The 11,304-nt window shown below is 76.2% G+C and carries 12 protein-coding genes and 1 pseudogene; 9 read left to right on the forward strand and 4 right to left on the reverse strand.

The annotated features are described in order from the left end of the window. Positions 1-146: 146 nt before the first annotated feature. The 4 genes from D0Z06_RS23970 to D0Z06_RS23985 all read right to left on the reverse strand — a co-directional run bounded on the left by D0Z06_RS23970 (position 147) and on the right by D0Z06_RS23985 (position 5,338). Positions 147-1,613: an Nramp family divalent metal transporter gene (locus tag D0Z06_RS23970; RefSeq protein WP_117380063.1), complete on the reverse strand. Its 1,467-nt coding sequence runs from the start codon at positions 1,611-1,613 to the stop codon at positions 147-149. 117 nt (positions 1,614-1,730) lie between these two features. Further along, the gene (locus D0Z06_RS23975) at positions 1,731-3,458 is read right to left on the reverse strand and encodes a RecQ family ATP-dependent DNA helicase (RefSeq protein WP_117380064.1); all 1,728 of its coding nucleotides are present in this window, start codon (positions 3,456-3,458) and stop codon (positions 1,731-1,733) included. Between the two features lie 80 nt (positions 3,459-3,538). Further along, entirely contained in the window at positions 3,539-3,979 is a 441-nt protein-coding gene (locus D0Z06_RS23980; RefSeq protein WP_117380065.1) for a flavodoxin family protein, read from the reverse strand. A 141-nt stretch (positions 3,980-4,120) separates the two neighbouring features. Then, the gene (locus D0Z06_RS23985; protein ID WP_117380066.1) at positions 4,121-5,338 is read right to left on the reverse strand and encodes a DUF2786 domain-containing protein; all 1,218 of its coding nucleotides are present in this window, start codon (positions 5,336-5,338) and stop codon (positions 4,121-4,123) included. 106 nt (positions 5,339-5,444) lie between these two features. Between D0Z06_RS23985 and D0Z06_RS23990 the strand changes: the two genes are divergently transcribed. The 9 genes and pseudogenes from D0Z06_RS23990 (at position 5,445) to D0Z06_RS24025 (ending at position 11,181) form a co-directional block, all read left to right on the forward strand. Further along, positions 5,445-5,840, forward strand: a complete 396-nt coding sequence (locus D0Z06_RS23990) for a TOBE domain-containing protein (protein WP_117380067.1) — start codon at positions 5,445-5,447, stop codon at positions 5,838-5,840. A 93-nt stretch (positions 5,841-5,933) separates the two neighbouring features. Continuing rightward, complete coding sequence (locus D0Z06_RS23995) at positions 5,934-6,560, forward strand: inorganic diphosphatase (RefSeq protein ID WP_117380068.1); 627 nt, start codon at positions 5,934-5,936, stop codon at positions 6,558-6,560. Positions 6,561-6,629: 69 nt separating this feature from the next. Beyond that, complete coding sequence (modA, locus tag D0Z06_RS24000; RefSeq protein ID WP_199522516.1) at positions 6,630-7,430, forward strand: molybdate ABC transporter substrate-binding protein; 801 nt, start codon at positions 6,630-6,632, stop codon at positions 7,428-7,430. After that, entirely contained in the window at positions 7,427-8,233 is an 807-nt protein-coding gene (locus D0Z06_RS24005; protein WP_117380069.1) for an ABC transporter permease, read from the forward strand. Before modA ends, D0Z06_RS24005 begins: the two co-directional genes overlap by 4 nt. After that, a pseudogene (locus D0Z06_RS27295) lies at positions 8,230-8,706 on the forward strand (ATP-binding cassette domain-containing protein); the annotation flags it as partial. The gene D0Z06_RS24005 and the pseudogene D0Z06_RS27295, both read left to right, overlap by 4 nt. A 120-nt stretch (positions 8,707-8,826) precedes the next feature. Beyond that, the gene (locus D0Z06_RS27300; protein ID WP_458339538.1) at positions 8,827-9,282 is read left to right on the forward strand and encodes a TOBE domain-containing protein; all 456 of its coding nucleotides are present in this window, start codon (positions 8,827-8,829) and stop codon (positions 9,280-9,282) included. Positions 9,283-9,294: 12 nt separating this feature from the next. Next, positions 9,295-9,867 carry a nucleotidyltransferase family protein gene (locus tag D0Z06_RS24015; RefSeq protein WP_117380071.1) on the forward strand — a complete coding sequence of 191 codons (573 nt, stop codon included), beginning with the start codon at positions 9,295-9,297 and terminating at the stop codon, positions 9,865-9,867. Further along, complete coding sequence (gene larE / locus D0Z06_RS24020; RefSeq protein ID WP_199522517.1) at positions 9,864-10,721, forward strand: ATP-dependent sacrificial sulfur transferase LarE; 858 nt, start codon at positions 9,864-9,866, stop codon at positions 10,719-10,721. The genes D0Z06_RS24015 and larE overlap by 4 nt, the downstream gene beginning before the upstream one ends. Positions 10,722-10,770: 49 nt before the next feature. Next, positions 10,771-11,181: a molybdenum cofactor biosynthesis protein MoaE gene (locus D0Z06_RS24025; RefSeq protein WP_117380072.1), complete on the forward strand. Its 411-nt coding sequence runs from the start codon at positions 10,771-10,773 to the stop codon at positions 11,179-11,181. The last annotated feature ends 123 nt before the right edge of the window (positions 11,182-11,304 follow it).

The following is an 11,304-nucleotide window of genomic DNA, read 5'->3' on the forward strand; positions in this document are numbered from 1 at the left end:
AGGGGTGATCATGGGGGCGCCGGCGTCGTCCCGCAGCGCGAACGCCGCCCGGGCGCCGGGGCGGTCACCCGCCCGGGCGCGTGCCGCGGCCCGCCCCGCCGCGGGGAGGGGGCCGCGGCACGGGAGGTCGCGGCGTGCCCCGCCGGTCAGCCGCCGCCGAACAGGTTGCCGACCTGGTCGATCAGCAGGATGACCGAGAAGAACCCGTAGAAGAGCACCGCCCAGAACAGCGCCACGAGCCGCACCCCGCGGGTGCGGAACTGCCCCGGCAGCGTGTGCCGGTTGAGCTGGATGAGCAGCGCCGAGTAGACGAACATCACCAGGCCGTTGAGCGAGCTGGCGATCACCAGCAGGATCAGCGGCTGCGTCACGCCCGACAGCAGGATGGCCGAGCCGAAGACGATCTCGGTCCAGACCACGGCGAAGTAGACCCGGCTCTCGCTCCACCGCGGGTTCTCCCGCAGGACGCCGGTCTTGAGGACGTCGGCGGTCACCCGGCCGACCATGTCGAGCACGGCGAGGTTGGTCGAGAAGAGCACCACGGTGCCGATCAGCCAGAACGTCGTCGACAGCCAGTCGCCCTGCTCCGCGCCGAGCGCGTCGCCCTGCTGGCGGATGAAGTCGAAGCTCTCCGCCTCGGTGGTGCCGACCCCGATGGTCGAGTAGGCGAGCATCATGAAGGTCAGCAGCGCGACCAGCCCGATCACGAAGAACGTGACGAACTGCTCGCGGTCGGCCACCCGCCACCAGTCCCGCCACCGCCGCAGGTTCGCCTCGTCGCGGCGGCACATGAAGCCGGTGGTCGGGGCGGCCACCTCCTCGCCGGTGAACGGGGAGACGACCTTGGGCAGCCGGGCCCCCATCGCCAGGCCCTTGTCCCGGACCCAGTTGGACTGGGCGAGGTTCATGGCGCCGCCGGCGCCGGCGAACGCGATGGCGCCGAGCAGGGTGGCGGTGCCGATCTGGCTCACCGCGTCGGGCAGCTCGCCGACCGAGACCAGGCCCTCGGCCAGGCCCGAGTAGCCCTCGCCGCCGACCAGGAAGACCAGGGCGTAGACGAGGAACAGGACGATCAGCCCCACCATGAAGAACTGGATCTTCTCCACGGTCCGGTAGACCACGGGCGAGGCGGTGAGGACCAATCCGATGAGGACGAGCACGCCGATCGTGATGTACGGGACGGCGTCCTCGCTGAAGCCGAGGACGAAGCCGAGCGTCGTCGTCCCGCCGGTCGCCCAGCCGGGCCAGGCCCAGGGGACGACGGTCATGATGATGAACAGCCAGCTCCACGGCTTCCACAGCCGGGTGAAGCCGGTGACCGCGGTCTCCCCGGTGACGAGCGTGTAGCGCTCGATCTCCATGTTGAGGAAGTACTGCGTGAGGACGCCGATGACGACCAGCCAGACGACGGCCAGGCCCACCTGCGAGGTGATGTAGGGCCAGAGGACGAACTCGCCGGACCCGATCGCCCCGGCCAGCAGCAGCACGCTGGGCCCGATGACCTGCCGGATGTGCAGCGGTTCCGGCAGGTCGGCGTACGGGACGGCGGGCAGCGCCTTGCTGGGCAGCTCGGTCGCCAGGTGCCGGGGCTCGGAGGTCTCGTGGGTCGCCATGGCTGCTCCTGGACCGGTCGGAGCGCCTCCGCGCCCCGATCGCGGCGAACGGTATGACCTGCGTCACACCGTGGCAATATGTGGTGCCCGTGCGGCGCGCCGGGTCGCCGCCCGGCGTCAGCCGCGGCGGGTGAGCAGGTCGTTCTCGGTGACGGCGGCCAGCGCCAGGGTCTTGTAGCCGACCTCCTCGAAGAGGACGACGACGCGGTCGTCCTCGACCCGCATGACGACCCCCGGGCCCCACTCGGCGTGCTCGACCGGCGTCTGCGGGGGGAAGGGGGTGTCGGCCCCGTCACCGACCGGCTGCTCCTGGGAGAGGCCGGCCGAGCAGTTGTCGCAGTTGCCGCACGGGTGCTCGAGCTGCTCCCCGAAGTAGCCCAGCAGGAACTGCCGCCGGCAGTCGGTGGTCTCGGCGTAGCCGCGCATCATCTCGACCCGGCTCTGGTCGACCCGCTCGTGGTGCTCGGCCAGCTCGCGGGCCGCGGCGGCCGCCGCACCCGGGTCGGGGGCGCCCTCGGCCGGGTGGGCGGCGCCCTCCTCGTCGAGCACGACGGCGGAGACCTGCTCGAGGAGGTTGAGGTCGCGGGCCAGCGGGGTCGCGGCGCGGCCGGTCTCCTCCCGCAGCTGCTTGACGTCGACGCCGTCCTCGATGCCCGCGGCCTCCGCGGCCGCGACCAGCCCGGCCACCTGCTGCAGCTCCTCCTCCGGCGGGATGCCCGCGGCGAAGAACTTCCGGACCCCGAGGTCCTCCTGCCGGTAGACCAGCAGCGCCAGGGCGGGTCGCCCGTCGCGGCCGGCCCGGCCGATCTCCTGGTAGTAGCTGTCGAGGGAGTCGGCCGGCTCGGCGTGCACGACGAAGCGGGTGTCGGGCTTGTCGATGCCCATGCCGAAGGCGGTGGTGGCGACGACGACGTCGAGCTCGTCGGTCATGAAGGCCCGCTGCACGTCCTCGCGCTCGGACTTCTTCAGCCCCGCGTGGTAGGCCCGGGCGCGCAGCCCCCGGTCCCCGAGCTCGCCGGCCAGCTCCGCGGTGCCCTTGCGGGTGGCGCTGTAGACGATGCCGGGCACCCGCCCCCCGCCCACCTCGCCGAGCACCCGGTCCAGCACCGCCTCGTGCTTGGTGTGCGCGTCGGCGTGCTGCTCGACCTCGAGCCGGATCTCCGGCCGGTCGAAGCCGGCGACGACCACCTCGGGGTCACGCATCCCGAGTCGCTCGACGATCTCCGCGCGGACCGGCGGGGCGGCGGTGGCGGTGAGCGCCAGCACGGTCGGGTGCCCCAGCTGCTCGACGACCGCGCCGAGCCGCAGGTAGTCGGGCCGGAAGTCGTGCCCCCAGGCGGAGACGCAGTGCGCCTCGTCGACCACGAAGAGGGCCGGCTCGGTGGCGGCGACGGCCTCGACGACCTCGGGCTTGGCCAGCTGCTCGGGCGCGAGGAACAGGTAGCGGACCGTTCCGTCCGCCAGCCCCTCGAGGGCGGCGCGCTGGTCACCGGCGGAGAGCGCGGAGTTCAGCTGGGCGGCGGAGCCCGCGAGGACCTCCACCTCCTCGAGGCGGGCGACCTGGTCGCGCTGCAGGGCGATGAGGGGGGAGACCACGAGCACGGGGCCGTCGGCCAGCCGGCCGGCTACCTGGTAGACGGCGGACTTGCCCGCCCCGGAGGGCAGCACGGCGAGGGTGTCGCGCCCGGAGACGACGCTCTGCATCGCCCGCTCCTGGCCGGGGCGGAAGGTCTCAAAGCCCAGCAGCTCGCGGGCGGTCTCGCGGACGCGGCGGGTGCGGGCGGCGGCGGTCCTCCCCGCCGGGTTGCCCGTGCTCGTCCGCTGGCCCGTGCCGGTGCGTGTCACCGGCTGCCTCTCCCCGGGCCGCGTGATCGGCAAACGGGACGGGGGTGGGACACCCGCCACGCGTTCGCACCGGAACGCCGTCAGAGGCCGACGGCCACCGTGGCCGCGAGCTCGCGCACCGCCTCCAGGTCGTCCTTCCCCGGCGCCCCGGTCAGGCTCAGCGGTGCCGCGACGCGCTTCCACCGCAGCGCTCCGGTGATCCGGTCGATCGCGGCGAGCGCGCCGGCGGTGTCGTCGTTGCCGTGCACGTAGACGCCGTGCGGCAGGCCCACCGTGGCGTCCAGGCACGGGTAGTAGACGGTGTCGAAGAAGTGCTTCAGCGCACCGGACATGTAGCCGATGTTCGCCGGGGTCCCGAGCAGGACGCCGTCGCAGGCCAGCAGGTCGGCCGGCCCGGCGGAGAGCGCCGGCCGGACGGTCAGCTCGACCTCCTCGACCATGGCCGCACCCTCCTTGACCGCCTCCAGCACGGCCTGCATCGCGGGCGACGGCGTGTGGTGGACGACGAGGAGCCGGGGCACCCCCGCATTCTCGCCCGGACGCCCGGCGCCGCGCGGTGACCGGACGGGAGCTCGGCGGACCGCCACCCGCGCTCGCGACCTGGCGAGAGCGGCCCGCCCCGCTGAGGAAGCAGGGGTGTTCCCGCGGGCACGCCCACGGTGTCAGCGCAGGGACGACCGGCGGGTGCCGACGTCGGCGCACTCCGCGGCGGCGCGGCCGGCGAACCAACCGCCCGCGTCGACCGAGGCCCGGCTGCGGCGGCTGCGCACCCGCGGGAAGAGCTCGGCCGCCCGGGCCTCGACCGCCTCCTGGCGGCCGCGCAGCACCGGGAGGAGGTCGACGCCGTGCTCGGCCGCCGCCTCCGCGGTCGCCCGCCGCCGCGCGGCCTGCAGCCGCTCGCCGATCCGGGCGGCGTAGCCCAGCAGGAACGAGCGCCGGAACGAGCGGGACGCCGGGCCGCGGGCCGCCCCGCGCTCCGCCGCGGACAACCCCTGCGCCACCTGCAGCAGCAGCGAGGTGAACAGCAGCTCGACCGCGTCCAGGTCCGGCCGGGCGCCCACCAGGTTGGCGATGCCCAGCCGCTCGTACCAGACCAGCCGGACGTCGTTGGCCTCCGCGACCGCGGCCAGCAGGTGCATCCGGGCCCGCACGTACGGCTCCGCGACGTGCACCCGGCGGGTGCCGACGTCGGCCTCCGGCGAGGGGGACGGACCGGCCCCGAGCAGGGCGGCGTCGACCGCGTGCCGGGTCATCAGCTCCTGCGCCTTCGCGGTCAGCGCCTCGGCCTCGTCGGGGAACTCGGTGGACTCGGCCTTGGCCAGCAGCCCGCGGATGCGGCGCAGCACCCGGGAGTCGTCGGGCGCCGACCCGGCGCCGGGGGCGGGCCGGGAGCCGGGCGGGCCCCACCGGGACGGGGGCGGCATGAGCAGGTCGATGCGGGCCAGCCACCGCAGCGAGGCGGCGAGCAGCAGGACCACGCGCCACGCCTCCCGTGCCGGGCGCCGGTGCGCCCGGTGCCAGGCGGCCACGACCGCGGGCTCGCCCGGGGAGAGGGCGCCCAGTTCCCGCAGCTGCTCGACCCAGCCCTCCGGCGCCCGCCGCTCCGCACCGCTGGCCCGCGCGTGCTCGGCGATCAGCGCCACCGCCAGCGGGGCGGACCGCGCGGACGCCTCGCGCCCCACCGCGTGGACGACGTCCGCGGGCTGCCAGCCGCGTTCGAAGGCCTCCTCCAGGACGGTCAGCAGCACGCCGGTGGCCGCGCCGGCGCGGTCGACGGCGGGGTCGAGCGCCGCCAGCTCCTCGGCGGCCCCGGGGAGCCCCTCGTCGTCGGGCAGCATCCGCGCGAGCAGCAGCGCCCGGACCCGTGCGTCGTCAGCCATGCCGGCGATGCTGCCCGCCGGCGCCCGCGGTGCCCGGGACCGCCTGGGGACGGCGGGGCGCCGTCCACAGCCCCGCCGGCGGGGTGGCGGCCCCTAGGGTCCCCCCGTGGCCGCCTCCTACCGCATCGCCGAGGCAGCGGAGCTGCTCGGCGTCAGCGACGACACCGTCCGCCGCTGGATCGACAGCGGCCGGCTGCCCGCGCGCCGGCAGGGCGGGGCGCCCGCCCAGGTCGCCGGCGCCGACCTCGCGCGGGTGGCGACGCAGCTGCACGACGCGCCCGAGCCCGGAGCCACGCGCTCGTCCTCCGCGCGCAACCGGCTCACCGGGATCGTCACCCGGGTGGTCCGGGACACGGTGATGGCGCAGGTCGAGATCCAGGCCGGCCCGTTCCGCGTCGTCTCGCTCATGTCGCGGGAGGCCGCGGACGAGCTGGGGCTGGACGTCGGCGTCCGGGCCGTGGCGACGGTGAAGGCCACCCAGGTGAGCGTCGACGTCGGCTGACCCGCACCCGTCCCCCTCGACGGTGATCCGATCCGCATGTCGGTCCTGTTGCGGCCCGCTGCAGGGCCGCCCGGGCGGGGTAGCCCTGCGGCCATGGGAGATGAGGGACGGGTCGACGTCGTCGTCGAGATCCCGCGCGGCAGCCGGAACAAGTACGAGTACGACGAGGAGCGGCAGATCATGCGGCTCGACCGGCGGATCATCGGGTCGGTCGCCTTCCCGGCGGACTACGGCTTCGTGCCCCGGACCACGGGTGCGGACGGCGACCCCCTGGACGCCCTCGTGCTGCTCGACGAGCCGACCTTCCCCGGCGTCTGGGTGGCCGCGCGGGCGATCGGGGTGTCGTGGATCGGCACCGACGCGGGGCGGGAGGCCAAGCTGCTCTGCGTCGCGCTCGGCGACCCCGCCTACGACGAGGTGACCGACATCGACGAGCTGCCGCACCACGTGCTGCGTGAGATCGGGCAGTTCTTCTCCGTCTACGAGCAGCTCGAGGAGCGCAGCACGGTGAGCGACGAGGGCCAGGAGGGGCGGGCGGCCGCACTGCGGGTGCTCGAGGAGTCCTCGCGGCGCTGGCAGCGGGAGCAGGCGACCGCCGGGACGCGACCGGCGTCCCGGGCGTGCGCGGCGGGTGGACAGGCGCACGGGACCCCAGCGGTGCGTCCGGGGCCGGAGGTCACGCAGACGCGGGTGGGACGTGCGGCCGGGAACCGCAGCTGAGCCGCTGAAATCGGTTATGGTCCCGCAGGTACGGGCGAGAAGAGGGTCGCCCGTGAAGCGGGAGGTCCGATGATGGAGCGCGTTCCCTTGGCCTTGGCCGCGGCGTTGCTGCTCTCGCTGGCCGCCTGCGGGGGCGGATCGGGTGGGGAGGACGCAGCCGCGGGTCCCTCGACCGACCCGGCGGGGGAGGAGCTGACCGGCACGCTCACCGTCTTCGCCGCCGCCTCCCTCACCGACGTGTTCACCGAGCTCGGCGAGCGGCTCGAGCAGGAGAACCCGGGGCTGTCCGTGCAGTTCAGCTTCGCCGGCAGCTCGGCGCTGGCCACACAGATCACCCAGGGCGCCCCCGCGGACGTGTTCGCCTCGGCCAACCCGCCGCAGATGGCCGTGGTCGCCGACGCCGGCCTCGCCGCCGGCGACCCGGAGGTCGTCACCACCAACGTCCTGGAGATCGCCGTCCCGGCCGGCAACCCGGCCGGCGTCAGCGGCCTGGCCGACTTCGCCCGCGAGGACCTCGCCCTGGCCCTGTGCGCGGCCGAGGTGCCCTGCGGCGCGGCGTCGCAGCAGGTCTTCGAGGCCGCCGGTGTCGACGCCGCCCCCGACACCCTCGAGGAGGACGTCCGCGCGGCGCTGACCAAGGTCGAGCTCGGCGAGGTCGACGCCGCGCTGGTCTACGCCAGCGACGTCGCCGCGGCCGGGGACGCGGTCGAGGGGATCGCCTTCCCCGAGGCCGAGGACGCCGTCAACGACTACCCGATCGCCGTCCTCGCCGGCGCCCCCAACCCCGCGGCCGCCGAGGCGTTCGTGGAGCTGGTCGCCTCCGGCGCCGGGCAGCAGGCGCTGGCGGACGCCGGGTTCCGCGCCCCGTGAGGCGGCGGCGGGAGACCGGCGTCCCCGCCCCGCTGCTGGTCCCGGCGGCGGTCGCCGTCGCCTTCCTGGTGCTGCCGCTGGCCGGCCTGCTGGTCCGCACCCCGTGGGCGGACCTGCCGGCCCAGCTGGCCGAGCCGGCGGTCGGGCAGGCGCTGCGGCTGTCCCTGGTGTCGGCGACCCTGGCCACCGGTGTCTCCCTGCTGCTCGGCGTTCCCCTCGCCTGGGTGCTGGCCCGGTCGCGGGCGCGCGGCCGCTCGGTGCTCCGGGCGCTGGTGACCGTCCCGCTGGTGCTGCCACCGGTCGTCGGCGGCGTCGCGCTGTTCCTCGTGCTCGGCCGGCAGGGCATCGTCGGCCGGTGGCTCGACGAGGCCTTCGGCGTGACGATCCCGTTCACCACGACCGCGGTCGTCATCGCCGAGACCTTCGTGGCCATGCCGTTCCTGGTCATCAGCGTCGAGGGCGCGCTGCGCGCCGCCGACACCCGCTTCGAGGACGCCGCGGCCACCCTCGGCGCCGACCGGTGGACGACGTTCCGCCGGGTCACCCTCCCGCTGGTGGCCCCCGGGGTCGCCGCGGGGGCGGTGCTGTGCTGGGCCCGCGCCCTGGGCGAGTTCGGTGCCACGATCACCTTCGCCGGCAACTTCCCCGGCACCACGCAGACCATGCCGCTGGCGGTCTACCTCGAGCTGCAGAGCGACCCGCCGGCGGCGATCGTGCTGTCGGTGCTCCTGCTCGCGGTCAGCCTGGGCACGCTGCTGCTGCTGCGCGACCGCTGGCTCACCCGGAGCGGGGCGGCCGCGTGACCCTGACCGCCGCGGTCGAGGTGCCGCGGGGTGCGTTCACCGTCGCGCTCGACGTCGCGGTCGCCCCCGGCGAGGTGCTGGCCGTCCTCGGGCCCAACGGCGCGGGCAAGTCCACGCTGCTCCGGGTGCTGGCCGGGCTGCTGCCCCCCGACGGCGGCCGGGTCGCGGTGGGCGACGACGTGTGGGACGACGTGGCCGCGGGCGTGCACGTGCCCGCCCACGAGCGCCGGCTCGGCATGGTCTTCCAGGACCACCTGCTCTTCCCGCACCTGTCGGTCACCGAGAACGTGGCCTTCGGCCTGCGCACCCGCGGCGTGCGGCGGGCGGAGGCGCGGGCGGCCGCCCGCGGGTGGCTGGCGCGCGTCGGCCTCGGGGAGATGGGCGACCGGCGGCCCGCGCAGCTCTCCGGCGGCCAGGCGCAGCGCGCCGCGCTCGCCCGGGCGCTGGTCGGCGACCCCGCGGTCCTGCTGCTCGACGAGCCGCTGTCGGCGCTCGACGCGCGGACCCGGCTGACCGTGCGCGCCGAGCTGCGCCACCACCTCGCCGACTACCCCGGCAGCACGGTGCTGGTGACCCACGACCCGGTAGACGCGATGGCGCTGGCCGACCGCGTCGTGGTGGTGGAGGACGGGCGGGTCGTGCAGGAGGGGACGCCGGCCGAGGTGAGCCGGCACCCGCGGACGGACTACGTCGCCCGGCTGGTCGGCCTGTCGCTGCTGCCCGGCACGGCGGAGGGCACCGGTGTGCGGCTGGACGGCGGCGGCCGCGTGGCGGTCGCCGAGGCGGCGTCGGGCCCGGTCTTCGTCGCCGTCCGCCCCGAGTCGGTGGCCCTGTACCTCGCCCGGCCCGAGGGCAGCCCGCGGAACGTGTGGCCGGCCCGGCTGGTCTCGGCCACCCCGCACGGGGCGACGGTGCGCTGCGAGCTCGACGGTGAGGTGCCGCTGGTCGCCGACGTCACCGCGACCGCGTTCGCCGAGCTCGGGCTCGCGCCCGGGGTCGCCGTCTGGGCCACCGTGAAGGCCTCCGAGGTCGCCGTCTACGCGCGCTGAGAGGCTGGAGGGGTGAGCTCAGTCGCCGGGATGGTCCTGGCCGCCGGGGGCGGCCGCCGCTACGGGATGCCCAAGGCCCTGGTCGAGTACGAGGGCAGCCTGCTGGTGGAGCGGGCGGTGGCGACGGCGGCGGCCGTCTGCGACCCGGTGCTCGTGGTGCTCGGCGCCCGGGCGGTCGACGTCTGGCGGACCGCCCGGCTGGGCGACGCCGTCGTCCTCGCCAACCGGGACTGGGAGACCGGGATGGCGTCGTCCCTGCGCACCGGGCTCGACGGGCTGCGCGGGTGGCCCGGCCGGGTGGACGCTGCCCTCGTGCTGCTCGTCGACATGCCCGGGATGACCCCGGCGGCCCTGGAGCGGGTGGCCGCCCACGCCGCGCCCGGCGCGCTGGCGGTCGCCACGTACGGCGGGGTGCGCGGGCACCCGGTGCTGCTCGGCCGGGAGCACTGGGCCGGTGTCGCGGCCACGGTCACCGGGGACGAGGGCGCCCGCCGGTACCTGGCCGGGCACGAGGTCACCGAGGTCGACTGCACGGGGCTGGCCGACCCGGTCGACCTCGACGTCCCCCCGGCGGGGGCCCGGTGAGCACCGACCCGGGGAGCACCGACGCGGCCCGGCCGCTGCCGCCCGGCCCGCTCGCCGCCGCGGCGGAGCGCTTCACCCGGGCGCTGGGGGACGCCGGCACGGTCGCGGTGGCCTTCTCCGGGGGCGTGGACTCCAGCGTGGTGGTCGCGCTGGCCGCCCGGGCCCTGGGCCGGGACGGCGTCGTCGCCGTGCTGGGCGTCAGCCCGAGCCTGGCCGCCGACGAGCACGCGTCCGCGCGGGCCACGGCGGCGCAGGTCGGCGTCCGCCTCGTCGAGGTCCGGACCCTCGAGCTCGACGACCCCCGCTACGTCGCCAACGCCGGCGACCGCTGCTACTTCTGCAAGCACGAGCTCTACACCCGCTCCTTCGCCGAGGTGGTGCGGGCGCAGGGGGTCGACCTGCTGCTCAACGGGGACACCGCGGACGACGCCGTCCGCGGCGACCGCCCGGGCAGCCGCGCCGCCGCCGAGCTCGGCGTCCGCCGCCCGCTGGCCGAGGCGGGCATCGGCAAGCGCGCCGTGCGGGAGCTGGCGCGGGCGCTCGGCCTGGCCGTCTGGGACAAGCCCAGCGCCCCCTGCCTGGCCAGCCGCATCCCCGTGCACACCCCGGTCACGATCGGCGACCTCGGCCGGGTCGAGCGGGCCGAGGCGGGCCTGCGCCGGCTCGGCCTGCGCGAGCTGCGGGTCCGCCACCTGGGGGCCCGGGCCCGCGTCGAGCTCGCCGCGGAGGGGCAGGCCGCGCTGGCCGACCCCGCGTTCGCCGAGGCCGTCCGCGCGGCGGTGCGCGCCGGCGGCTCCGACGCCGGGGGCTACGACGAGGTGGAGATCGCGGCGGCCCCGCTGCGCCGCGACTGACGGCACCGGCCCCCCGACGCCGACCCGTCGCCCGGGTACCGTCGGCGCCGTGATCGCGCGAGTCGTCGACGCCCCCCTCTCGGTCGCCGAGCACGAGGACGCCGTGGCCGACAAGCGGGCCGGCGCGGTGGTGTCCTTCGCCGGCGTGGTCCGCGACCACGACGGCGGCCGGTCGGTGACCGAGCTCGAGTACGTGGGGCACCCGACGGCGCAGGACGTGATCGCCGAGCTCGCCGCCGAGTTCGCCGCCCGCCCCGAGGTGCACGCCGTCGCGGTCTCCCACCGCATCGGGCTGCTGGGCATCGGCGACGTCGCCCTGGCCTGCGCGGTGAGCGCGAGCCACCGCGGCCAGGCCTTCACCGCCTGCGCCGAGCTCGTCGACGAGGTGAAGGAGCGGCTGCCCATCTGGAAGCGCCAGGTCTTCACCGACGGTGCGGAGGAGTGGGTCGCCTGCCCCTGAGGCGCGTTATGTGGGTTGCCGTCGGCAACTGATGGCTTGACATGAGGGCGCCTCTGCGGAGCGTGGTGGTTGTCGAAGCCCCTCGCCCGCAGAGGCGCCTCTCATGCTCCCCACCGAGGACCT

It is taken from the genome of Geodermatophilus marinus (assembly GCF_003428645.1).
In the GTDB taxonomy this organism is placed as follows: Bacteria; Actinomycetota; Actinomycetes; order Mycobacteriales; family Geodermatophilaceae; genus Geodermatophilus.

Bases quoted from the DNA above. Each gene is read 5' to 3' on its own strand.
- D0Z06_RS23970 (WP_117380063.1), bottom strand. From the start codon at position 1,613: ATGGCGACCCACGAGACCTCCGAGCCCCGGCACCTGGCGACCGAGCTG.
- D0Z06_RS23985 (WP_117380066.1), bottom strand. From the start codon at position 5,338: ATGGCTGACGACGCACGGGTCCGGGCGCTGCTGCTCGCGCGGATGCTG.
- D0Z06_RS23995 (WP_117380068.1), top strand. From the start codon at position 5,934: ATGGGAGATGAGGGACGGGTCGACGTCGTCGTCGAGATCCCGCGCGGC.
- modA (WP_199522516.1), top strand. From the start codon at position 6,630: ATGATGGAGCGCGTTCCCTTGGCCTTGGCCGCGGCGTTGCTGCTCTCG.
- D0Z06_RS27300 (WP_458339538.1), top strand. From the start codon at position 8,827: ATGGCGCTGGCCGACCGCGTCGTGGTGGTGGAGGACGGGCGGGTCGTG.